This is a genomic window from Saccharibacillus sacchari DSM 19268 (genome assembly GCF_000585395.1).
Lineage (GTDB): Bacteria > Bacillota > Bacilli > Paenibacillales > Paenibacillaceae > Saccharibacillus > Saccharibacillus sacchari.
Genome location: NZ_KK073875.1, coordinates 3,234,395 through 3,259,773 on the forward strand (window position 1 = coordinate 3,234,395; position 25,379 = coordinate 3,259,773).

Here is a 25,379-nt window from a genome sequence, read left to right on the forward strand (position 1 = left end):
ATAAAAGTCAAATGAGAAAATCCGAATTCAACACGCGATCGTAAGGAACCCACCGGACCCGCAGCGCCTCCGGCGCACGCACTCCCACCGATCCTCGCCGCAGAAGTCTTTTCGAATTAAACAAGTCAAACACCAACAAATAGATGTGGAGGTTGAGGCCGGTGGCAAGCGAAAATATCGTAATCAAAGGTGCCAGAGCACACAACTTGAAAAACATTGACGTGACGATCCCGCGGGATCGTTTCGTCGTCCTGACGGGCCTTAGCGGCTCGGGTAAGTCCTCGCTTGCGTTTGATACGATCTACGCCGAGGGGCAACGCCGTTATGTCGAGTCGTTGTCGGCTTACGCGCGTCAGTTCCTCGGCCAGATGGAAAAGCCGGACGTCGACTCGATCGACGGATTATCCCCGGCCATCTCGATCGACCAGAAGACGACCAGCCGCAACCCGCGTTCGACGGTAGGCACGGTTACGGAAATTTATGATTACCTGCGTTTGCTGTTCGCGCGGATCGGCAAGCCTCATTGCCCGGATCACGGCGTGGAGATCACTTCGCAGACCGTCGAGCAGATGGTGGACCGGATCATGCAGTTCCCGGAGAAGACGCGACTGCAAATTCTGGCTCCGGTCATTTCCGGCAAAAAGGGCGAGCATAAAAGCTTATTCACCGAAGTGTCCAAACAGGGCTTCGTCCGCGTGCGCGTCGACGGCGAGCTGCGCGATTTGTCGGAAAGCATCGAACTGGAGAAAAACAAAAAGCATACGATCGAGGTCGTCGTCGACCGGATCGTGATCAAAGACGACGTGCAGACCCGTTTGGCCGATTCGATCGAGACCGCGCTGAAGCTATCCGGCGGCCAACTGCTGGTCGATATCATCGGTCAGGAAGAGCTGCGTTTCAGCTCGAACTTCGCCTGCCCGATCTGCGGATTCAGCATGGAAGAACTGGCACCGCGCATGTTCTCGTTCAACAGCCCGTTCGGCGCTTGCCCGGACTGCGACGGTCTGGGCGTCAAAATGGTCGTCGATCCCGAGCTTCTGGTACCGGACGAACGCAAGTCGATCGAAGACGGCGCGTTCACGGCTTGGAGCGGAGGCTTATCCAACTATTATCCGCAGTTCCTGGCCGCGATGTGCGAGCATTACGAAATTCCGACGAACGTTCCGGTATCGGAACTAACGAACGACCAGAAGAATAAAATCCTGTACGGAACCGACGGCCAAAAGATCAAATTCCGTTACGAAGGCGACTTCGGCCGCAGCAAGGAAGTCACGGTCGCGTTCGAAGGCATCATTCCGAACTTGGAGCGCCGCTACCGAGATACGTCTTCGGACAGCATGCGCGAGTATATCGAAGGCTTCATGGGCACCAAGCCTTGCGGCAGTTGCAAAGGCCAGCGCCTGAAGCGCGAAATTCGGGCCGTCACGGTAGGCGGGGTCAATATCTCGCATGTGACCGATCTGTCGATCTCGAAAGCGACGGAGTTTTTCAACGAACTGGAATTGAGCGAAAAAGAACGTTCGATCGCGAACCTGATCCTGAAAGAAGTATGCAGTCGTCTCGGCTTCCTTGAAAACGTCGGCCTGACGTACTTGACGCTCAGCCGCGCGGCCGGAACGCTTTCGGGCGGCGAGGCGCAGCGGATTCGCTTGGCGACGCAAATCGGCTCCAGCCTGATGGGCGTCTTGTACATTCTCGACGAGCCGAGCATCGGTCTGCACCAGCGCGATAATGATCGGTTGATCAAGACGCTGCTGCATATGCGCGACTTGGGCAACACGCTGATCGTGGTCGAGCATGACGAAGATACGATGCTGGCCAGCGATTATATTATCGATATCGGTCCGGGTGCCGGCGTGCACGGCGGTCAAGTCATCGCCGAAGGCACGCCGCAGGAAGTCATGGACAATCCGGATTCGCTGACCGGACAATACTTGAGCGGCCGCCGCTTTATTCAGGTTCCGCTTGAACGCCGCCAACCGGGCGAGCGTTGGTTGGAGATTCGCGGCGCGAAAGAAAATAACCTGAATAACGTGAATGTCAAAATTCCGATCGGCCTGTTTTCCGCGGTAACCGGCGTCTCCGGCTCCGGCAAGTCGTCGCTTGTGAACGGCGTGCTGCATAAAGCACTGGCACGCGATCTTAACCGGGCGCGCGTGAAGCCGGGCAAGCATAAGGAAATCCGCGGCCTGGAATACGTCGATAAAGTCGTCGATGTCGATCAATCGCCGATCGGCCGTACGCCTCGCTCCAATCCGGCGACGTATACCGGCGTCTTCGATAATATTCGCGACCTGTTCGCAACCACGAACGAAGCAAAGGTGCGCGGTTACCAGAAGGGCCGCTTCAGCTTCAATACGAAAGGCGGCCGCTGCGAAGCGTGCAAAGGCGACGGCATCATCAAGATCGAGATGCACTTCCTGCCCGACATTTACGTGCCGTGCGAAGTTTGCAAAGGCAAACGATATAATCGCGAGACGCTGGAAGTGAAATATAAAAACAAAAACATCGCCGACGTGCTGGAGATGACCATCGAAGACGCGGTCGAGTTTTTCCAAAACGTGCCGAAGATCAGCCGCAAACTGCAAACGCTGCTGGACGTGGGTCTCGGCTACGTGAAAATGGGACAACCCGCAACGACGCTGTCGGGCGGCGAAGCGCAGCGCGTGAAGCTGGCCTCCGAGCTGCACCGTCGCAGCACGGGCAAAACGATCTATATTCTCGACGAGCCGACAACGGGCCTGCATGTCGACGATATCGACCGTCTGCTGAGCGTATTGCATCGTCTGGTCGAATCCGGAGATACGGTTCTGGTCATCGAGCATAATCTGGACGTGATCAAGACGGCTGATTATCTGATCGATATGGGACCGGAAGGCGGAAGCGGCGGCGGCGACGTCGTAGCAACCGGTACGCCGGAAGAAGTGGCCAAAGTCAAAGGATCGTATACCGGTCATTATCTGGCTCCGGTGCTGGAACGGGACACGCAACGCACGCGCGCGGAACTTGAATCCAACCATCAGCCTTCGGGCGATTAACGGGCAATAAGAATTTATTCGAATAACAGCGGCTGCTTTGCCTGGCGGCCGCTGTTTTTTTACATACAACGCGTATCCCGCATCTGCCTCGGCGGAATCGGAAAACCCTTTTTGCATGGACAATAAGAAGGGCTTCTTTTTTTAAACGCAATGGAATAAAATGGGTTTAGTGTAAGTCAAGCGACTGCGAGTCGTTTTTCCCTGGCGGCTGGCTTGCCGGATGTGTTAAGGTTGGATGGATTGCGCCGGGCTTCCGGACATGCGAAGAAAGAGGGTTGTCGACGGTATGAGAAAAACGGGAACAAAAGCGGCGTGTCTGCTGCTGTCAGGAGCGATCGGAATCGGCGGCTTCGGCTTTTTGCCGCAAGCAGAAGTGAGCGCGGCATCCGCCAAATCGTCGGGAACGACTTCCTCGAAGACAGTACCTCAAATTATTGCTCAGGTGTCTCCTTCGGTAGTCGGAATCATCGGTGAAGTTCCTTCCGAGTACGCTGAGGAATGGAGCGACTACGAGAGCAGCGAAGACGAATACGAATTGGCGCACGGGTCGGGCGTCATCATCCGTTCGAACGGCTGGATCGTAACGAACGCCCATGTCGTGGACGAGATGGAGAACATTCAGGTCGTCACATCCGAAGGGAAATCCTATAAAGTTCGTGAAGTTTACAGTGATCCGGTCAGCGATATTGCGTTGATCCGTATTAATGTAACAGGTTTTAAGCCGGTTACATTTGTCTCTTCCGGCGAAAAGACATTGGTGGGCGAGCAGGTGATCGCGATCGGAACGCCTGTATCGTTGTCGCTGCGAAACTCGGCCACGCTCGGCATTATCAGCGGCCTTAACCGTGCGGCGGGTGCGGAGTATCGACTGATCCAGACCGACGCAACCATTAATCCGGGGAACAGCGGCGGGCCTCTGGTCAATATGCGCGGCGAAATCATCGGGATCAACTCGATGAAATTCGCAGCCGTCGATATCGACAATACAGGCTTTACCATCCCGGCCGGAACGGTGCAATACATCGTCAACCAATTGTTCGAACAAGGCGAAGTGATTCGTGCAGGTCTGGGACTGGGTCTCGAAGAAAGCTTCTCCGCCACGGTCGGGCTGCCTTCGGATGATCCGCTTACGGTCAGCGAAGTACTATCCGATGAAGCGGCCGCGGCCGGAATCAAGGAAGGCGACGTGTTATACAGCGTGGCCGGACATCGCATTACGGCGCTTGTCGATCTGAACGAGCTGATGAAGACCTACTCGCCCGGACAGACCGTACGCGTGTTGATGCAATCCGGAGGAGATATCGTAGAGCGCAAAGTCGTTTTGACAAGCGAATAGATCCGAGCACGGTCGGCCGATAAGGCGTAGCGAAAAAGGGGGAAGACGAGTGAGACTGGCGAAAAGAGGCATGGCGCTTTTGTTCGTGCTGCTGCTTGCGATCGGGACGGCTGTGCCCGCGCTCGCGGCAGGGCAGACGACGCTGACGCTGCAAGTACGGATCGGCAGCACGTCGGCGCTGATCAACGGCGAGAAGCAGAATATTGAAAAGCCGTATATGCAAAACGGAATGACCATGGTGCCGCTCGGCGTATTTCAGCGGGCATTCGGTACGAGCAGCCGTTTGGAAGGCGACGACACGGTGCGGTTATCGCAAGGCTCGCACACGGTCACGTTCAAAATCGGAAGCAAAACCGCTTGGGTCAACGGGAAGAAGATTGCTCTTGCCGCAGCACCCGTGATGAAAAACGGAACTCTGATGGTGCCTATGCGTCCGGTTACGGACATGCTGGAAGCCAAAGTGAAATTTTCTTCCGGTACGATTGTCGTGACGCTGATGTCGGATACCGGCGTTCCCGGACAACCTTCCGATAACGAAGCGGAAGCCCCTGCAACGGCGCGGGTGGGAAGCAGCCATGCGAACTGGTCGATCGACTATCCGGCAGATACGGTGGCGCAGCCGGGAGACGACGAGTTTTCCGCGATGATCGGCGATCTGGACGGTTCCTACATGCTGCAAATTCATGTGTGGGAAGAAGACCGGAACGTGTCTGTGACCGACATGCTGGAACAACTGGAGCAGGAGTCGCTTAGTGCGGGAGAGACGCTTGTCGACCGTCAAACATTCCCGAACGCGGCGATTCCTTATGCGCAAATCATTGCACGCGATGTCGACGGCATCTATTGGGAATCCCGTCGTTATTACGATGAAGGGCATGTCTATTCGCTGTATATGGGAGACTCGTTGATCGAAGATTATCGCGAGTTTGACCAATGGACGGATTTGCTGGATTCGTTTCGCCCTTCGTTCAATACCCAGGGGGTGCAAACGGAAGACCTGTCGAATGTGAAGGACGGCTACATCTCCGCTGCTTCGCCCGACTACGGCGTGACGTTGAAGGTTCCGGCAACCTGGACTCCGACCGGCAGCGGGCAGTTGGAGTATTCGTCGAAGGACGGATCGTTTTTGTCGCTGCATGCGGTAAGCGTGGACGGTTCCGGTGCGGCAGGCTTAGCGACGTGGCATGACTTCCTGCAGGCGAAAACGGATGAGGTTTTTCTCCCGCAAACCGCCAAGCCGGTAACCAGCGAATCGGTGCAGGCTTCGGGGCAGGACGCGATCATCGAAAGTTTGGTTTATGATCTGGGCGGAGGCAGCTTCTATTGGAACTGGCTTGTGCTGGAGAACGAAGGCTATTTCTATGTATTGCGTTACTCGGCTCCGGAAGGAGCTTACAATAAACAGACGTTTCTTAAGATCGTCGATTCTGTCGAAATCGACTTCGAGGCCGTACCGTCGCGCTTTGGCAAGCTTGGACAAATCTCTTATCTCAAAGACCTGAAGTTGGACGTGACGCAAAGCACGCCTGATTTCCTGTTTGCCGCTCCCGCTTATTGGACCACCCAGGCTTCGGACGGCACAGGATTGGACATGCGTTATTTCATTCCGGGCGGATCTTTCCGCGTGAGCAATGTCGATACCGGGTTGGAAGCTTCGGCTGCTCAGGCCGTACGCCGTTATGCGGAGCTGAAGCTGGATGATCCGACCTTGACTTACGAAACGCCGAAACGCACGACGATCGCGGGAGTTCCGGCTATTGCGATTTCGTATGCAGGCACGGGAACGAACGGCAACTTGTATCAGGCCGAGGATATTTACTTCCGTCATCAAGACAAGACCTATTGGATTCATCACCAACTGGATCGGGGAACGGCGACGCCCGAGCAGTTGAACGGGATCGAGCGTGCGCTTCAATCGTTCCGGTTTCTCCCCGCCAAATAAAATGCGCAATCATACAGAGTAACAGGCAAGGTTCGGCAGTAGGAGAGAACGCGTGCAACTGGAACGATCGGCCCGATATTTACGCGGCCGGTCGTTTTTTTTGACGGAAATTCCGATGAAACGATTTCGATTTACTTGTCGTAGTAAGCAAGGAATAGAAAAATGCAATATCGAAAGGAGATTTTTTTTGGTATGGACGCTACGTTTTCGGAAAAGATTTTGTTTGCGTTTCGCTACAACGACTCGATCTGGCACAATGTATTTCTTACGGTTATTTACATATTGCTTGCCCTCTCGCTATTCACGCTGATTCGGCGGATCGCACGCATAATTGCACAGCCGAGGGATATTCGGGACGAAGCACCCCGCCCTCCGTTTTTTAAAATGTTATCCCGATGGTTTGCGGGCAGCCTGGCGTTTCTTGCTTTTCCCGTTATTTTATTTTTGATTCTGACGCTGACGCTCGGAAGTTCGGACCATGCAGGTATTTCTCCGCGCACGCTCTCCTACGAACGCGAAGGCGTACAGACCTCCGTTCTGCTTATTGACAAGTTTATCGCGAACTCCTCGGACAGAGGGATAACGTCGGGATCAAGCAAATCTTACGTGTACGCGATGAACGAAAAGACAGGCGAGCCCATTTGGAAAACAGGCATCGGCCGCGCTTACGCTCCTTACCTCATGGGACAAACGGAAGACCGCATCGTGGTATTCGACGGCTCGGGTCCGCTCGTGTTAAGCAAAGCGGACGGAGCCAAGTTGGCCGATGCCCGCAAGATGGAGTCGTCCAACACGGAACTGGAAGGACGTTTCCCAGAAGAGTCGAAAAGCTACCGTTGGGATGAAAAACGCAAGCAGATCGTATTCCAAGGGTTGGATGGCGGCTTGTACAGGGTTGACCCGGACACGCTCGAAGGCGGAGCCTCCAGTGCCAAATTGTCCGATTATTTCAAGGAAGACGACTCGGACACGGTTTATATCCCGGATCGTTTAGCTATCGTTCAATCGGGAAAAGGCGACGGAAACTATCGCATTTTCGCGAATGAAGAAACGGCGGAGCAGCTCCGTGAAGGGACGTTTGCCCAGGAGGATTCGCCCAATGCTTCGTCCGAAGCCGAAGATATGCGAAGACGTATTTATACAGGTTCGCTGCTGGCAGGCGGAGAGATCGCGGTCAAGGATCTGAAGCCGCTGATGGATCAAGTCTTTTTGCGCGGAGCCTTTCTTAGCGATCTGAACCGGGCAACCGCAGATTCTGACGATCCGTATATGCTGTCCGGTTTTCCGGACTATTCGTCGATAGAGAAAGAACCTCGAATGCCGGACTCGCCGGAGAGCGTCGATTGGCCTTCGCGGATGACCGTCGAGGAGTACGAAGCTTACAAAGCGGAAGAAAATAGGCGGATCGAAAATTATTACGCGCAGCGCGATCAATATGATGCCGCCAATAAGAGCTACCGGGATCAAAAGACGCTGTACGACCATATTGCGTATTCCCTAATGATCCAAAACGGAGGAACGCCGGTACCGCCTTTTCATTACGCGGATGCGTCCGGCGAAGGAGAAGTATTCCTGGTCGCTCACTATTCCAGCCTGGCCGGCGATGCCGACCTCCTGATCAGTGCCGTGGACATGGACAAGGCTGAGGTGCTTTGGACGGCCGATACGCACTTGAAGGATATCGAAAGTTACAGCCCGTCCGAAGAGCGCATGACATTGACAGGGAGGGGAGAAGACGGGAATTCGTACGCGTTCAGCTTATCCTTGAAGGACGGAAGCGGTTGGGGGTATGACTTTAGATATGATCGGATATTGAAGTTCTAGTATTTTCGATATAGGATATAAGTTCGACAAGACACGGGAAAGCAGAGGGGACATCATGAGAAAAAGAGTAAAAGCTTTGCTCTCGTCATTTTTGGCGTGCAGCGCGCTTTTGGCGGGAACAGCATTCGGAGCGGTCGTTTCGGCGAGCGAGCGAACTGACGAGGCGCAGCAAAAAGGCAGCGTGATTGTTCCGGCAGATACGCTGAGCGAAGGAATGACGCCGTCCGCGCTTCCGTATGTTCCTGCAGCGGAACTTTGGGAACAGAAGATGGAAATCACTTCGCAGAGCAAAGCTGTAGCATTGGGAGATTCGATTTATTTTACGAGCTCGGTGAACGGAACTGCTTATCTATCCAGCACTATAATGCCTCCTTACAATGTGTCGGCTCTGAACGTCGGCGTAAAGGCCGGGAATGTATTGAGCCGAGAAGTCGTGGCCGGAGAACCGACGTCTTTTTCGACAGCGGGTTTGCGCAACGTAAGTTTTCCGGAAAATTACACGTTCAATATTACCGTATACCAAACAGGCACTTCTCGATATACGGTAAGCGAAGTTCAAGTTCTGGATGACAGCAAGCGACTGACGTCGCAACCGGTGCAAATCCATTACGGGGACACGCCGGAATATTTCTCGTTCGACTATAACCGCATGCTGCGGTTAGCGCCGGGAAAAAGTTTGAATTCGATCATCGAACTGAAGCTTGAAGGCGAACAGAAATTCAAAGCGTTCGACCGTAATCAAGGTGCCGTAGAAGTCGTGGGCGGAAGAGTATACGTCTATTTGGAACAAGCGCCGCTAGGTCGTAATTTTTATTTAAAATTGCGAACCGGATCCGTGATGAGCTCGGACGGACATCGCAACAAAGAAGTCATCAGCGGGCCGCTAAAATCATTTATTCCGATTCATTTGATTTCGCATGGTGCCCAAACAAGCGCTACTGTCAAAAAGGGAGAAGAAATCGAGTTTTCCATCGACTATCCGGGGACCGTTTACCTGTCTCCGAGCATGCTCGTCGGTTCCAAAGAAGACTTTGACAAAACTGCCGCAAAAGGTCTTGCCAAAAAGCTGGAGGTTTCCGCGGGGCAGGCCAAACAGCCGTTGAAGATCTCCACGCGAGGGTTGCAGGCAGGTCGCTATATGCTGCATGTTTGGAGCGGACACAGTATTGTTATCGAGATCGTGGATTAAGTTGGACGAACAAGCACCATTCATGAAGAGACGCGCCGCGCACTCCGCCCGCGTCTCTTTTTTTGTTCGCTTGTATGCTAAAACTCTGTCAATGCTCCCGCGACTCTGCTACAATAGACTAGTTAAAAATTAAGATGTAACGCAGGTTTTGACGATATGATATGAGATAAGTACATGCGGCTTGCTTGAGTTGAGCATTTCTCAAAGCGGTGCGCGGGAGGATAACGATAAATGAGTACACCACAAATCACAAGACGCGACGTCGAGCTGCTGGCACCTGCCGGTGACTGGGATTGCATGCGTGCCGCTGTAGCCAACGGTGCGGACGCGGTCTTTTTTGGCGTTGAAAAGTTCAATGCGCGCGCGCGCGCGAATAACTTCCGGATGGACGAACTGCCTGAGATCATGGGCTTTTTGCATAGCTACGGGGTAAAAGGATTTCTGACTTTTAACATTTTGGTTTTCGAAAACGAGCTTGAGGACGCGCGCGGGCTGATCGATGCTTGCGTAGCTGCCGGCGTGGATGCGGTCATCGTGCAGGACTTGGGTCTGGTCAAAATGATCCGCGAGATTTCGCCGGACTTCCCGATCCACGGTTCGACGCAGATGACGATCACGTCGCCGGAAGCGGTCGAGTTCACCAAGCCTTTTAACATGGAACGGGTCGTGTTGGGGCGGGAAAACAATCTTAAGCAAATTCAAAAGATCGGCGAGCAAGCCAAGCTGCCAATGGAAGTATTCGTGCACGGCGCGCTGTGCGTGTCGTATTCCGGTCAATGCCTGACATCGGAGATGTGGGGCGGGCGTTCCGCCAACCGCGGCGAATGCGCGCAGGCATGCCGCCTGCCGTACGACCTGATGGTCGACGGCGAGCATAAGCCGATGGGCGATATCGCGTACCTGCTTTCGCCGAAAGACTTGGCCGCGATCGACATCATGCCGGAGCTGATTCAAGCAGGCGTGACTTCTTTTAAAATCGAAGGCCGTCTGAAAACGCCGGAGTACGTCGCGAACGTGGTCAGCAAGTATAATGCCGCGATCAACCGTTACTTCGACGGCGACGATTCGAAGCCTTCGGAAGAAGAGGTTCGCGAACTGCAGCAAAGCTTCTCGCGCGGTCTGACGCACGGCTTCCTGGACGGCACGAACAACAAGCAGTTGGTCGAAGGCACATTCCCGAAAAGCCGCGGCGTGTATCTGGGACGGGTCGAGCAGATTCTGCGCGACGGCGTCGTTTGCCGCATCGAAGCTCCGCTCAAGCGCGGCGACGGCATCGTGTTCGACGCGGGAGATCCGACGAAGAAAGAAGAAGGCGGACGCGTCTATGACGTGCGCCGCAAAGGCGTGAAGCTCGAAGGCGAAGCCGGTCAAGGCTGGGTCATCGACATCGTGCCGGGACGCAACGACGTGGATTTGCGCCGTTTGCACGTCGGGGACCGCATTTGGAAAACGAATGACCCGGCGCTGGATCGCAGATTGCGTCAGACGTTCGAAACCGAGAAGCCGTACCGCGTATTCCCGTTGACGGTCAAAGTCATGGGCAATCCGGGTCAACCTCTCGTTTCGATCTGGACGGACGTGGACAAAGGGACTACAGTTCGCGTGGAGTCCGAGATGGAGCTGGAGATTGCCAAGAAGCGTCCATTGGGTTACGAGATTCTTGAAGAGCAATTCGGCCGTTTGGGCGGTACGGTATATCAGTTGGAAGAGTTGGAAGTACAGCTGCACGGAGACGTGATCGTGCCGATGCGAGAGCTGAACGCGATGCGCCGCCGGGCGGTCGACGAATTGGCCGGCGAACGTCCGAAGCCTCCGGTATACGTGCATCGGGATATCGAAGTATACGGCGACTCGTCGCATACGGCGAAGCCGATCGAGCGTTCCGAAGCTCGCATCACCGCATTATGCCGCAGTCTGCCGCAGGTCGAAGCCGCGCTGGAAGCCGGCGTCGAGATGATCTATGCGGACTTCGAGTTTATTAAGCAGTTCCCGGCAGCCGTGGCGGCCGTGCGTGCAGCGGGCAAAAAGATCGCGCTGGCGACGCCGCGCATCCATATGCCGAACGAAAACGGCTACCACGCGAACATCTTGCGTTTGGAGCCGGATGCGGTGCTGGTGCGCAATACGGGCGCCCTATACTACTATCTGCGCCACCCCATGGAGAACCCGGACAAGAACCATCCGGAGCTGATCGGCGATTTCTCGCTCAACGTGGCGAACCACAAAGCCGTCGATCTGTTCCTGGAAGCCGGTCTTGACCGCGTGACGCCGTCGTACGATCTGAACATCCAACAGATGGTCGATCTGCTCGGACGCTCGCAGACGGACAAAATGGAGATTGTCATCCATCAGCATATGCCGATGTTCCATACCGAGCATTGCGTGTACTGCACGTTCATGAGCGAAGGCACCGACTTCACGAACTGCGGCCGCCCGTGCGAAGAGCAGCGCGCGTCGCTGCGCGACCGCATCGGCATGTCCCACCCGGTTCGCGTCGACGAAGGCTGCCGGAATACGGTATACAACGCGATCGAGCAGTCCGGCGCGGAATACCTGAACGAGTTCCTCGATTCCGGCGTGCCGAGCTACCGCGTCGAGTTCCTCGAAGAGTCGCCGGAGCAGGTGCTTGAAGTTATCGATCTGTACACGCGCGCTTTGAGCGGCAAGATCAGCGGTTCGGAGGTTTGGCGCAAGCTGAAAGCGACGAATCAGTTGGGGGTTACGCGGGGGCAGTTGGTGAAGTAAGACACGCATTCAAAATAGGAAACTGCTTGTATAAGGCGCCCGATTATTCGGAGCGTCTTTTTTTCGCCGGTATCGTTATATAATAGAAGAAAATTCGGTTCGGATTTATGAGGAGGAACGCCATGAAGCTGCTTGTAACCGGAGGAGCAGGGTTTATCGGAAGCAACTTTATTCATTATATGCTTCATCATTTTCCGCATTATACCGTAATCAATCTGGATAACCTGACCTACGCGGGGAATCTTATGAATCTCTATCCCGTACAGGATTATTCCAATTACCGATTTGTGAAAGCTGACATTTGCGACGAACAAACCGTTCAACGCCTGTTTGCGGACGGAATCGATATCGTGGTGCATTTTGCAGCTGAATCGCATGTCGATCGAAGCATTAAGCAGCCGGAGATATTCGTGCAAACCAACGTGGTCGGCACGCAGGTACTGCTCGAAGCTGCCCGCATGCATGGGGTAAAAAAATTCATTCAAGTATCCACGGACGAAGTTTACGGATCGCTGGGCCCAGAGGGTCTCTTCACTGAAGAAAGTCCGCTGGCGCCAAACAGTCCGTATTCTGCGTCTAAAGCTTCGGCTGACCTGATGGTTCGCGCTTATCACGAGACATTCGGGCTGCCTGTCAATATCACGCGCTGCTCCAATAACTACGGGCCTTATCAATTTCCTGAAAAACTCATTCCGTTCATGATCGCTCAAGCCCTGAAAAATCAACCTTTTCCTGTATACGGAGACGGATTGCATATTCGGGACTGGTTGCATGTCGAAGACCATTGTCAGGCATTGAGTTTGGTTATCCATCAAGGGAAAGACGGCGAAATTTACAATATCGGAGGGCAAAGCGAGCGTACAAGTCTCGAAGTCGTAGAGAAAATCGCAAGCAAGATGAATCGGCCGGCTTCGTCGATTCGTTATGTCGCGGACCGCCCCGGTCATGATCGGCGATATGGAATAGATGCGTCAAAGATCCGAAACACACTCGGTTGGCAGCCTGAATATTCATTTGAAAAAGGACTTGATGCCACGGTGGATTGGTATCTGAACCATATTGAATGGTTGGAGAGCACGCGATCGACCGAGTCCGGGCGTTTTTTTGCAGAGCATTACGGAAATCTATAACAAAAGCGGCTTCCTTTTTTTGAAAAGGAGGCCGCTTTTGTTTACATCCACAAATACCAAATCAACCAACTCAAGAACGCCCCGATCCAAGACACGTTTCCGAACACCGCCACGATCTTTCTCTCGTTCCATCCATACTTCAAGCTGTAATGATAATGAATCGGCGTCATGCGGAAGATCCGCTTTTTCGTCCGTTTGTAATAAGCCACCTGAATAATAACTGAGAACTGCTCCGCGAAATAAATGATAAACAGCAGCGGCACCAAAATTTCGACCTTCTCGATCACGGCCATCAGCGACAACGAACCGCCGATCGCCAGCGATCCCGTATCGCCCATAAACGCTTTGGCCGGATACTTGTTGTACAGGAACAATCCCAGCAGCGCGCCCACCATCACCAGCGAGAACAACTTGATCGCCGGTTCGTCCGAGATGACGAAGAAGAACAAATAAGTCGGAATCGCCACGATAATCAGCAGTCCGTCAAGCCCGTCCGTGAAGTTGATCGCGTTGGCGGAACCGACGATAAACAGCAGCATGATGATAAAATACACCGCCGACGGAAGCGCCCAGACGAATCCGCCCGGGAATGTAATCGTCGGATCGACGCCGAAACTGTTCATCGCGATCAACAGTACCGTAATCGTGAACGCGAACTGCATAACCAATTTGGCTTTGCCCGAGATTCCCTGCGGGTCTTGGAACGCGGCCTTTTTAAAGTCGTCGCTGAAGCCCACGATCCCGAACAGGATAAACGTAGCGGCCATCAGCCACATCAGCGGCGTCGGTTGGGCGATCAGCGCGACGAGCACCCCGATCATGAACACCATGCCCGCCATCAGCGGCGTGCCTTTTTTGGCTTGGTGGTCGGGCGGCAGCTCCTTGCGGATCGGCTGCAACCAACCGATGCGGCGCAGCGTGCGAATCCAAACGGGTGCGAACAAAGCAACAAGGACAAACGAAAGAGCAGCGGCAATCAACGTGTAAAAGTTCATGGGTTTCCATATTCTCCAATCGGCATTTCGGATTTTGAAGCGACTATATTTGGGTTAATAATAGACGTAAAGGTTATGTAACTCCCTTATTTTAAGCAATTTGCACGTCCGCCACAAGAGAAGCCCAGGAGAATTTGGCTTTTTCCGCATTGACGAGCTAAAATGAGAACATACCAAGCAGGCTCATAGAGCAGCTTTCGTTTCCAACAGAAGCGGCACGGCGGACGCGGAGGGTTAACGTTAACCTACATACTCGAACCCATTTTATTTAGGAGGAACTATACCTATGAGTACACAGAAAATCCGCAAAGCAATCATTCCGGCTGCCGGTCTCGGCACGCGTTTCCTTCCCGCCACCAAGGCGATGCCGAAAGAAATGCTGCCGATCGTCGATAAGCCTACCATTCAATACATTGTCGAGGAAGCGGTAAAGTCCGGCATCGAAGACATCATCATCGTGACGGGCAAAGAAAAACGCGCGATCGAAGACCACTTCGACACTTCCTTCGAGCTGGAGCACAATTTGGAGGAAAACGAAAAGTGGGAGATGCTCGAAGAAGTGCGCAATGCCGCCAACATGGCCGACATCCACTACATCCGTCAAAAAGAACCGAAAGGCCTCGGCCACGCCATCTGGTGCGCGCGCAAGTTTATCGGCGACGAACCTTTCGCGGTTCTGCTTGGCGACGATATCGTCGAATCCGACACGCCGTGTCTGAAGCAGATGCTCGACGTATTCGATAAACACCAAGCTTCCGTCGTAGGCGTGCAGGAAGTCCCTTGGGAAGACGTATTCCGCTACGGGATCGTGGACAGCGAAGCGATCGACGGCGAAGAGCGTACGTTCAAAGCCAACGGGCTGGTCGAAAAACCGAAACAGGAAGACGCGCCGTCCAATCTCGCCATCATGGGCCGCTACATCCTGACGCCGGAGATTTTCGAGATTTTGGAGAATCAACCGACCGGAGCAGGCGGCGAAATTCAATTGACCGACGCGATCGCGACACTCGGCAAAACGCAGGACGTGCTCGCTTACAACTTCGAAGGACAGCGTCACGACGTAGGGGTCAAGATCGGTTTTATCGAGACGACTATCCACTACGCGCTGCAAAACGACGAGATGCGCGAGCCGCTGATCCAGTACATGAAGAAGGCGCTGGCCGAAACCGAAGAAAAGCGCTAAAATAACGACAACGTCAAGCCCGGCCGTCGGCCGGGTTTTAACATGTTCAGGCAGCAAGCCAAATGTTTGATCAGAAAAGGAGCACGCCATGGCGCCGTCCAAACCCAAAGTTTTATTGATCATCCCCGCGTTCAACGAACGCGATAATATCGGCCCATTGCTCCTTTCCTTGCGAGAGCAGGGACTTGAAGCTCTTGTCGTAAATGACGGATCGACCGACGATACCGCCGAGGTTTGCGCGAGCGTCGGCGCGAATATCGTCACGCTGCCCAGCAACCTCGGAATCGGAGGCGCCGTGCAGACCGGTTACAAATACGCGTATGCCCACGGCTACGATATCGCGATCCAGTTCGACGGCGACGGCCAGCACCGCGCGGAATTCGTCCATGCTTTGATTGCTCCATTGCTGGACAACGCCGCAGACCTGGTCATCGGCTCGCGCTATATCGAAAAGCAAGGCTTCCAGTCAACGGTTTTGCGCCGCGCCGGCATCCGTTACTTCAGCCGCTTGATCCGTTTGATCACCGGTCAGACCGTCACCGATCCGACTTCGGGTTTCCGCGCGGTCAATCGCCGGATCATGCACATGTTCGCAACTCAGTATCCGACCGATTATCCGGAGCCGGAGTCGATCGTTCACGTACTGCGTTCCGGCGGACGGGTCGTCGAGGTTCCGGTGCAAATGTCCGAGCGTGTCGGGGGCCATTCGTCGATTCATCATTTGCGTTCCGTCTATTATATGGTAAAAGTGTCGCTGGCCATCCTCATCGATGCTTTGCGCGGACATGGGGTGAGGCACTCATGATCACGCTCAAATTGCAGCTGCTGCTGATCGCGTTCAGCCTTGTCGTGCTTTTCGTGTTCATCAACCGTACGCGCCGTTACAAATTGGAACTCAAATACGCGCTAGTGTGGATCTTTTTCAGCGCAGCCGGCGTGATCGTCTCCATCTTCCCGCAAATTTTCTTTTTCATCGCGCGCGTCATGGGGATCGAGGTTCCGGTCAATGCGGTGTTCCTGCTCGCCGTATCGGCCATATTCCTTACGCTGTACAGCCTGACCGTCTCGTTATCCAACCATTCCCGCAAGCTTCGGACGCTGACGCAGGAAATGGGACTGATGCAGCATAAGATCGCGGAAATGGAACGGCGGATGAAGCAGGCGGAAGGAGGTTCGCATGACGATTCGCAATAAAGAACGAACGTTGCAAAAAAGCTCTTTTTACGATCGGCTGTTGAATCTTCTTCCCCCGATCATCCGGAACAACCTGGTCGATTTTCTCAAATACGGCGTCATCGGCGTCGTCGGAACAGTGCTCCAGACCGGAACCTTGTTCATCTATGTGGAAAAAGGCCACGGCGATCCGTTGGTCGGTTCCACGCTGGGCTTCATCTTGTCGCTTCTGTTCTCTTATATGGCGAATTCGCGTTGGACCTTCCGAAAAAGCGAACGCTCCGCGTCGGCCTTGGTCAAATACACGGTCGTTTCTTGCGCGGGACTGCTGTTGAACCTGCTGATCCTGTTTCTGTTCGACCGCGTATTCGGCTGGTGGTACGGCTACGGACAGATCGCCTCCATCGTGCTCGTTCCGATTCACAACTTCATTCTAAACAAAGCCTGGGCGTTCCGAACGCCGAAGCGGGAGGACCGATAATTTGTTTTCGTTAAAAAAAGAAACCCGTCAAACGCGCACGCGGCTGCTCCTGCTCTGTTTATTTGTTTTTCTCGCCAGCTGCGCCATATCGCTCGGATACGGAGACCGTTTGCTGCTCGGCTCCTATGAAAAAATGAACGACGACGACGTCAAATACGTGCAGACCGCCGACGTCTTGCTGGAAACCGGCGTGCTATCCTACAATACCGGCGGCGAACCGTCGACGTTCATCATGCCCGTGTTTCCTCTGCTATTGGCAGGCGTCAAATGGCTTGCGGGCGACCAAGGCGGGATTGCGCTGCTGCGCATTTTGCAAGGAGCCTTTCAAGCGTTCGGCGTCTACTTGATGTTCATCCTGGCGCGTCGCGTATTCCAAAATACTCGAATCTCGATGACGGCGGCCGTTCTGCTTGCTTTATATCTGCCCGATTATTTCATCTCCGCTTCGATTTTGACCGAGTCCGCGTTCCGTCTTTGTCTCATGTTGACCGTTTGCTGCCTGCTGCGAGCGCTCGATAAACCCGGCGTCGGAGGATGGGCTGTTTTCGCCGTGTTCTGGACAGCATTATGTTACTTCAAACCGCACGCTGCCCTGCTGCCGCTCGTACCGGGACTGTTTTGGTTAGCTCGCCGTTATTCCTTTAAAAAGATGCTGGCCTACACCGTCGTGATTCTCGGCGTTTTCGCGCTGCTCATGTCTCCGTGGTGGATACGGAATTACGAAGCTTTCGGCCGATTCATTCCGTTCACGGAAGCCGCGGGCAGTCCTTTGATTTTGGGTTCGACCGCTTTCGGCCAAGTTCCGGACGGTTTCTACGAAAAGTATCCGGAGTACGGCGGCGACGTCATGAAAGGCTCCGACGATGATCTTGCGCAAGCCGCGGGGCGAATGATCGCTTACGGATTCACGCACGAGCCTTTGAAATACGCGGCGTTTTATACATTCGGGAAGTTCGGCGGTTTGTACGGCATCGCTTATTGGGAACGTCCCATTTTCGGCATGACGTGGGCGCACTACTTCCCGGTGCATGCGGCTTACGTGCTGATGGGCCTTTATGGCATTTGGCTGGCTTGGAAAAGGAAATGGATTGGCGCGTATGCTCCGCTTGCCGTACTCGCGTACTTTACGCTGATCTATGTGCCGTTCATCGCGATTCCGAGATACGGGTATCCGAACATGTTCTTGTTCGTGCTGTTCATGGCGCCGGTGCTGGTCGGATTGTTCGATCGGCTTCGAGCACGAAAAGCGAAAAGATCCTATTCGTAAAAGGGCGTAATGCGCTGCGGGAAAAATTCGTTCAAGACGCTGTCTCACTCGGAAAACTGGATTGGAATTAAATTAGGTCGTTTTCCGAGTTCAAAGGCGTCTTTCACTGAATTTCTCCCTCCGCTTCCGCACCTTTACTGAATTTCTCTTCACCTTTTGATTTTTATCGGCTTGAAGACTTTTCGACACGTTAGCTGCTCCTTTCAGGAGCGGCTTTTATTCGGTTGGATCAGTTTCTTTATTGTCAGTGTTGTCAATGCGAAGCACGTCGAAATGAAGCTATTTCGCCGTGTTCGTATTATATGCGAACAAAAAATTGACACCGCCTTATACGTAGCATAGACTTATGTTGGAACAGCCTGCTCAAAGCCTAAAAAGGCAATACGTTTGACGCTCTCTAGCCGCAATTTCGGTTTCGAATCGGTCAACGCTTCAGCAGGCGAACAAGGCGGATGGAGGAGTCAAAGTGAGTCAGTTATTCAAGACGTGGAGACACGTGTTCAAGCTGGATCCGGATCGGGAGTTGTCCGACGAAGAGTTGGAAGCCGTATGTTTGTCGGGCAGCGACGCGATTCTGGTCGGAGGTTCGAGCGGGGTGACCTATGAGAATACCGTAGATTTGATGTCTCGCATTCGGCGTTACGAACTGCCTTGCGCGCAGGAAGTCTCGACGCTGGATTCGGTCGTGCCCGGATTCGATCTCTACCTGATCCCGATGGTCCTGAATACCGAGCACTCGGAATGGATCACCGGACATCATCGCTCCGGCCTTGAAAGCTACGGCGAGATCATCCCTTGGGACATGGTTGCCGCTGAAGGGTACATCGTACTCAATCCCGACTCAACCGTCGCTCGCTTGACCGGTGCCGATTCCAATATTGACGCTGGCGGAGCAGCGGCTTGCGCCCGCATGGCCGACAAGCTGATGCGTCTCCCGATCGTCTACGTCGAATACAGCGGTACATACGGCGACCTTGATCTCGTCCGCGAAGTCCGCCGCGTCACAGACGAAGCGACCGTCTTCTACGGCGGCGGCGTCCGCAACTACGAGACCGCCCGCGCCGCCGCAGGCGCAGCGCATGTCGTAGTCGTAGGCAATATCGTCTACGACAACTTGCCTGCCGCCCTCGACACCGTCCGCGGCGTCCGCGACGCCGATTGAGCATGACTTGGTATTAAGATGTGATCGATCATCGCTTATGTGCATAACTTATGGACATGCGGCCCCTAGATACAGGGTTAACGCATCCAACCGCCTTTGGCCGGACAGGACGCAACCAGCGTTCTCCTCCGGCCCATCACTCGGACTTCCTTCGTAGAAGTCCATCCCTACAACACTATCCCGGAATGCGCCAACAAGCGCATTCCTTATGCCTTTTTCCCTAACAAACACTATGCGCGCAGGAGCGGAGGGAGGCAGGAAGCCTGAAGAAGCAACAGCGATCGTAAGGCCCCTGCCTCCCGCAGCGTCACCCAAGCGCATCCGAAAGGAGCCACCACTCATCATGTCTTTTAACCTTGACGAATCCATATCCCGCCTCAACCCTCAGCAGCGCAAGGCCGCGCTCAAAACCGAGGGCCCGCTGCTCATCATGGCCGGCGCGGGAAGCGGCAAGACCCGAGTGCTCACGCACCGCATCGCCCACCTGATCCAAGCCAAGAAGACCGCGCCGTGGGGCATTCTCGCGATTACCTTTACCAACAAAGCCGCGCGCGAGATGCAAGAACGGGTCTCCGCGCTCGTCGGCCCGGAAGGCAAAGAAATCTGGGTCTCCACCTTCCACTCCATGTGCGTGCGCATCTTGCGCCGCGACATCGAACGGATCGGCTTTTCGTCCAGCTTCTCGATCCTCGACTCCGGCGATCAGCTGTCCGTTATCCGCAACTGCATGAAGGACTTGAACCTCGACACGAAGAAATTCGAGCCGAAAGCCGTTCAAGCCCTGATCAGCGCCGCGAAAAACGAACTGATCACCCCGAAGATGTACGAGCAAAAAGCCGGCGGCGACTTCATGGAATCGATCGCGGCCAAAGTCTACGTCATGTACCAAAAGCGTCTCCGCAGCAACAACTCGCTCGATTTCGACGATCTCATCATGAAAACGATCGAGTTGTTCAACGAAGTGCCCGAGGTGCTTGACTTTTACCAGAAAAAATTCCGCTACATCCATGTCGACGAATACCAGGATACCAACCGCGCGCAATATATGCTGTGCCGCATGCTGGCCGACAAGCACCATCAGATCTGCGTCGTGGGCGACAGCGACCAATCGATCTACCGTTGGCGCGGCGCCGACATTACGAACATCCTGAACTTTGAAAAAGACTACCCGGAAGCCGAAACGATCCTTCTCGAGCAAAACTATCGTTCCACGGCGAACATCCTGAATGCGGCCAACAGCGTGATCGGGCGCAACACGGGACGCAAACCGAAAAACCTGTGGACCGATCAGGAAGGCGGAGCCACCATTCGCGTGTTCCGCGGCAGCACCGAGCACGACGAAGCGTATTTCGTAACCGGAGAGATCCATAAAAATATCAAGAAAAACATGAACTACAAAGAACATGCCATCCTTTACCGCACCAACGCCCAGTCCCGGGTGATCGAGGAAGTGCTGATCAAATCGGATATCCCGTACCAGATCGTCGGCGGCATCAAGTTCTACGATCGCAAAGAAATCAAAGACCTGCTCGCCTATCTCAAACTGCTCTCCAACCCGGACGACGACATCAGCTTGGTGCGCGTGATTAACGTACCGAAGCGCGGAATCGGCGATACGAGCGTGGCCAAGCTTGCGGCGGCAGCGGCGGAACGCGGCGTGTCCATGTTCAAGATTCTCGAAGTGGTGGACGATCTCGGCTTTGCCGGGCGTACGCGCAACGCGCTGGTCGAATTCTACGACATGATCGTCTCGCTGCATCGGATGGTCGATTACCTGTCCGTGACCGAGCTGACCGAGAAAATCTTGGAGCTGAGCCAATACCGGATCGAGATGCAAAAGGAAAACACGCTCGAATCCAAAGCCCGCGTGGAAAACATCGACGAGTTCCTGTCCGTTACGCTGGAGTTCGAAGCGCGTACCGAAGACAAGTCGCTGGTGACCTTCCTGACCGACCTTGCGCTGATCGCGGACATCGATTCCATGGGCGATAAAAAGGAAGAAGTCGCCGACGACGCCGTGATCCTGATGACCATGCACAGCGCCAAAGGATTGGAGTTCCCTGTCGTGTTCATCATCGGCATGGAGGAAGGCGTCTTCCCGCACAGCCGTGCTTTTATGGATAACGACGAGCTGGAAGAAGAACGCCGCCTCGCTTACGTGGGGATCACCCGCGCGGAAAAGCAGCTGTACCTTTCCTGCGCGCAGATGCGGACGTTGTTCGGTCGCACGACCGCCAACCCGCCGTCCCGTTTCTTGCAAGAGATTCCTGCCGAGTTGCTTGAAGATACCGGAACGAACCCGGACCGTTACCGCCGAGGCGGTGATCCGGACAAAGGCTACGGCAATTCGCGAGGCGGAGGCCGAGGCTTTGGTGGGGGTTCGTCTTCATCGGGAGGTTTCGGCGGCGGTCGTACCAGTCGTCCGGGCGCAGGTTCTTCACCGACAGGCATGGGCCGTCCAGCCGTCGCGCCTCGTTCCTCGGGTGTGACGGTAACGCCGGCAGGAGGCAACAAGCCCGCAGGCGCTGCCCGCAGCACGAACAGTACCGGTGATTTCCAGGTCGGCGATAAAGTCGCGCACGGCAAATGGGGCGAAGGCACCATCGTAGCGATCAAAGGCAGCGGTAACGACACCGAACTGAACATCGCGTTCAAAGCCCCTGTAGGCATCAAACGATTGTTGGCCGGATTCGCGCCGATCACCAAAGTGGAATAGCAGCGCCAATCAAAATCCAAGTAGAAAAGGATGGGGAAAACGATGGATGCCATGCATGAGATGGAAGAGTTAGTCGAGCAGCTCAACCGCTACAGCTATCATTACTACACGTTGGATCAGCCGATGATTAGCGATAAGGAATATGACGTTCTTTATGATCGGTTGATCAAGCTTGAGCAAGAAAGCGGGCTGGTTTTGCCGGATTCCCCCACGCTGCGAGTCGGCGGAGAATTGTTGAAAGGCTTTTTGCCGCACCGCCATCTGGCTCCGCTCTGGAGTCTCGACAAAGCGCAAAACGAAGAAGAACTCAACACCTGGAGCGCACGTGCGTTGAAGCTCTGGAACGATTACAACACGAAAAATCCCGAAGACCCGCTGCCTGAGCTGCAATACGCGTTGGAGCTCAAGTTTGACGGCTTAACGCTGAACCTCACTTACACGGACGGCAAATTGGTGCAGGCGGCGACGCGCGGCAACGGAACGGTAGGCGAAGGCATTTTGGAACAGATCAAGACGATTCGTTCCGTTCCCCTATCCATTCCTTATAAAGACGGCACGATCGAAGTTCAGGGCGAAGGGATCATGAACCTGTCCGCGCTGGAAAACTACAATAAGACCGCGCTAGAACCGTTGAAAAATGCCCGGAACGGAGCCGCCGGCGCTTTGCGCAACCTGAATCCGAAAGTAACGGCCAGCCGCAAACTGAACGCTTTCTTCTATAATATTGGGTACAGCGACGCCAAAACATTTTCCAGTCATGTAGAGATGATGGACTTTTTGCGCGAAAATCAGTTTAAGGTCAATCCGTACGTCTCGTACTTCGACAAGTTCGAGGACGTGATGGAGCAGCTCCATGACATCGAAAAAAGGCGCGGTGAGCTGGATTACCTGATCGACGGAGCCGTCGTGAAGATTGTGGATATGCGCACGCGCTCCGCTTTCGGCTACACCGGTAAGTTCCCGCGCTGGGCCGTTGCCTATAAATTCGAAGCGGAAGAAACGACAACCGTGTTGGAATCCGTATCTTGGGAGGTCGGCCGTACAGGCAAGATTACCCCGATCGCCAGATTGGAAGCCGTGGAGCTGGCAGGCGTCACCGTCAAAAACTGCACGCTCAACAACGTAGGCGACATCGAGCGGAAAAACCTGAAGTTTGCGCTCGGCAGCCGCGTTTTCATCCGTCGCTCGAACGACGTGATCCCGGAGATTCTGGGGAAAGTAACAGAGGAGAACGACGGCGAAGAAATCATCTATCCGGAAAAATGTCCGGCCTGCGATTTCCCTCTCGTCCAACGCGGCGCCCACTTGTTCTGCGATAACCGCCTTTCATGCAAACCGCAGGCGATCGGACGGATTACGCACTTCGCTTCGCGCGACGCGATGGACATCGAGACCTTCAGCATCAAGACGGCTACGCAATTATATGAAGAGCTCAATCTTCGCGAGCCTGCCGAGCTGTATGAACTTGAGCAGGAATCGTTGGTTAAGCTCGAACGGTTCGGAGAACGCAAAGCCAGCAATTTGCTTGAAGCGCTGGAGCAAAGCAAAACGCGCGACTTGGCTTCGTTCCTGTTTGCTTTGGGTATTCCGAACACAGGTAAATCGACGACCAAGATGTTGGCTGAACATTACCGGGATTTGGATAAGGTAATGAATGCGACGGTCGAAGAGTTGATCGAGCTTCCCGATGTAGGCGGAATCGTCGCGGAAAGCATCGTGAACTTCTTCAATGATCCGTTTATGCGCGCAGGCGTAGAGAAGATGCGTCAGCTTGGCGTGCAGCCGACCGTTCCCGCCGAACCGGTAGAGGTTAAGCAGGATTCTTATTTCAGCGGTAAAACGGTTGTGCTGACGGGAACGCTGCGCCAGCTTACGCGTGACGAGGCTGCCGAGAAACTGGAGGCGCTTGGAGCCAAAGTGACGGGCAGCGTGTCGAAGAAGACCGATATCGTGATCGCCGGAGAAAAAGCAGGCAGTAAGCTGACTAAAGCGCAGGAGCTCGGCATCGAAGTAATTGAGGACGAGGATGAATTGATTCGTTTGTTGAATAGCTAGATCTAATAACTTGAAATAGATTGACCAGAGAAAGAGCCGGACAACCGGCTTTTTTCTTTGTTTAAAAATAAGTGAAGAAAAGCCTTGCTTTATCTCTTTGTGAATGGTAAGATATTTCTTGTCGCTTCTGACAAACGCTCAACACTAACAAACATCAGGTTATGAAAACTGAAAAATAGGTGTTGACAAAGAAGATGACAACTGATAAGATATAAAACGTTCGGCAAGCAAGTTGCCGACCGCAAGTTCTTTGAAAACTGAACAGTGAGTGAGTCGCGATGATGAAGATCGTCGTGAGAATATAAGATTCTTGATTCGTCAAGAATCGCCAACGTTTTAAACGAGCACATCGTGCTTTCTTTTAAACGGCGACTTCGGTCGCCACCTTAATGGAGAGTTTGATCCTGGCTCAGGACGAACGCTGGCGGCATGCCTAATACATGCAAGTCGAGCGGACTAAGGTGAAACTTGTTTCACCGAGGTTAGCGGCGGACGGGTGAGTAACACGTAGGCAACCTGCCTTTCAGTTTGGGATAACTTCCGGAAACGGATGCTAATACCGAATACATCATCTTCCGGCATCGGAGGATGAGGAAAGACGGCGCAAGCTGTCACTGAGAGATGGGCCTGCGGCGCATTAGCTAGTTGGTGGGGTAACGGCTCACCAAGGCGACGATGCGTAGCCGACCTGAGAGGGTGAACGGCCACACTGGGACTGAGACACGGCCCAGACTCCTACGGGAGGCAGCAGTAGGGAATCTTCCACAATGGGCGAAAGCCTGATGGAGCAATGCCGCGTGAGTGATGAAGGTTTTCGGATCGTAAAGCTCTGTTGCCAGGGAAGAACGTCCGGGTGAGTAACTGCACCCGGAGTGACGGTACCTGAGAAGAAAGCCCCGGCTAACTACGTGCCAGCAGCCGCGGTAATACGTAGGGGGCAAGCGTTGTCCGGAATTATTGGGCGTAAAGCGCGTGCAGGCGGCTTGTTAAGTCGGATGTTTAAGATCGGGGCTCAACCCCGATTCGCATCCGAAACTGGCAAGCTTGAGTGTAGGAGAGGAAAGTGGAATTCCACGTGTAGCGGTGAAATGCGTAGAGATGTGGAGGAACACCAGTGGCGAAGGCGACTTTCTGGCCTATAAC

The 25,379-nt window shown here is 54.1% G+C and carries 16 protein-coding genes and 1 rRNA gene (1 of these 17 cut by a window edge); 16 read left to right on the top strand and 1 reads right to left on the bottom strand.

Going from position 1 to position 25,379, the window contains the following annotated elements; all coding sequences use genetic code 11:
- Positions 1-161: 161 nt before the first annotated feature.
- The 7 genes from uvrA (at position 162) to rfbB (ending at position 13,204) form a co-directional block, all read left to right on the top strand.
- Positions 162-3,038, top strand: a complete 2,877-nt coding sequence (uvrA, locus tag SACSAC_RS13760; RefSeq protein WP_037287326.1) for an excinuclease ABC subunit UvrA — start codon at positions 162-164, stop codon at positions 3,036-3,038.
- Between the two features lie 286 nt (positions 3,039-3,324).
- The gene (locus tag SACSAC_RS13765) at positions 3,325-4,374 is read left to right on the top strand and encodes a S1C family serine protease (protein WP_037287329.1); all 1,050 of its coding nucleotides are present in this window, start codon (positions 3,325-3,327) and stop codon (positions 4,372-4,374) included.
- A gap of 49 nt (positions 4,375-4,423) precedes the next feature.
- A complete protein-coding gene (locus SACSAC_RS13770) occupies positions 4,424-6,316 on the top strand; it encodes a stalk domain-containing protein (RefSeq protein WP_037287333.1) in 1,893 nt (630 codons plus the stop codon).
- A 192-nt stretch (positions 6,317-6,508) separates the two neighbouring features.
- Complete coding sequence (locus SACSAC_RS13775; RefSeq protein WP_037287336.1) at positions 6,509-8,140, top strand: PA2928 family protein; 1,632 nt, start codon at positions 6,509-6,511, stop codon at positions 8,138-8,140.
- A gap of 55 nt (positions 8,141-8,195) precedes the next feature.
- A complete protein-coding gene (locus SACSAC_RS13780; RefSeq protein ID WP_037287339.1) occupies positions 8,196-9,329 on the top strand; it encodes a hypothetical protein in 1,134 nt (377 codons plus the stop codon).
- A 231-nt stretch (positions 9,330-9,560) separates the two neighbouring features.
- On the top strand, positions 9,561-12,074 hold the full coding sequence (locus SACSAC_RS13785) for a U32 family peptidase (RefSeq protein WP_037287342.1): 2,514 nt from the start codon (positions 9,561-9,563) through the stop codon (positions 12,072-12,074).
- A gap of 122 nt (positions 12,075-12,196) precedes the next feature.
- Complete coding sequence (rfbB, locus tag SACSAC_RS13790; protein WP_037287345.1) at positions 12,197-13,204, top strand: dTDP-glucose 4,6-dehydratase; 1,008 nt, start codon at positions 12,197-12,199, stop codon at positions 13,202-13,204.
- A 41-nt stretch (positions 13,205-13,245) separates the two neighbouring features.
- Here the strand turns inward: rfbB and mraY are convergent, their stop codons facing one another.
- Positions 13,246-14,199, bottom strand: a complete 954-nt coding sequence (gene mraY / locus SACSAC_RS13795) for a phospho-N-acetylmuramoyl-pentapeptide-transferase (protein WP_037287348.1) — start codon at positions 14,197-14,199, stop codon at positions 13,246-13,248.
- 286 nt (positions 14,200-14,485) lie between these two features.
- Here mraY and galU point away from each other — a divergent pair, with 286 nt between their 5' ends.
- The 9 genes from galU to SACSAC_RS13840 form a co-directional block, all read left to right on the top strand.
- Positions 14,486-15,382: a UTP--glucose-1-phosphate uridylyltransferase GalU gene (gene galU / locus SACSAC_RS13800; RefSeq protein ID WP_037287351.1), complete on the top strand. Its 897-nt coding sequence runs from the start codon at positions 14,486-14,488 to the stop codon at positions 15,380-15,382.
- A gap of 88 nt (positions 15,383-15,470) precedes the next feature.
- On the top strand, positions 15,471-16,187 hold the full coding sequence (locus tag SACSAC_RS13805) for a glycosyltransferase family 2 protein (RefSeq protein WP_037287352.1): 717 nt from the start codon (positions 15,471-15,473) through the stop codon (positions 16,185-16,187).
- Positions 16,184-16,576: a DUF2304 domain-containing protein gene (locus tag SACSAC_RS13810; protein ID WP_037287354.1), complete on the top strand. Its 393-nt coding sequence runs from the start codon at positions 16,184-16,186 to the stop codon at positions 16,574-16,576. The genes SACSAC_RS13805 and SACSAC_RS13810 overlap by 4 nt, the downstream gene beginning before the upstream one ends.
- Complete coding sequence (locus SACSAC_RS13815; RefSeq protein WP_051507113.1) at positions 16,560-17,036, top strand: GtrA family protein; 477 nt, start codon at positions 16,560-16,562, stop codon at positions 17,034-17,036. The genes SACSAC_RS13810 and SACSAC_RS13815 overlap by 17 nt, the downstream gene beginning before the upstream one ends.
- A gap of 1 nt (position 17,037) precedes the next feature.
- Positions 17,038-18,303 (top strand): ArnT family glycosyltransferase, encoded by a 1,266-nt coding sequence (locus tag SACSAC_RS13820; protein WP_037287356.1) that lies wholly within the window; start codon positions 17,038-17,040, stop codon positions 18,301-18,303.
- Between the two features lie 466 nt (positions 18,304-18,769).
- Complete coding sequence (pcrB, locus tag SACSAC_RS13825; protein ID WP_037287358.1) at positions 18,770-19,465, top strand: heptaprenylglyceryl phosphate synthase; 696 nt, start codon at positions 18,770-18,772, stop codon at positions 19,463-19,465.
- Between the two features lie 343 nt (positions 19,466-19,808).
- Entirely contained in the window at positions 19,809-22,181 is a 2,373-nt protein-coding gene (gene pcrA, locus SACSAC_RS13830; RefSeq protein WP_425414809.1) for a DNA helicase PcrA, read from the top strand.
- A 42-nt stretch (positions 22,182-22,223) separates the two neighbouring features.
- Entirely contained in the window at positions 22,224-24,236 is a 2,013-nt protein-coding gene (ligA, locus tag SACSAC_RS13835) for an NAD-dependent DNA ligase LigA (protein ID WP_037287359.1), read from the top strand.
- Between the two features lie 386 nt (positions 24,237-24,622).
- Positions 24,623-25,379: ribosomal RNA gene (locus SACSAC_RS13840) — 16S ribosomal RNA — on the top strand; it runs 794 nt beyond the window's last position.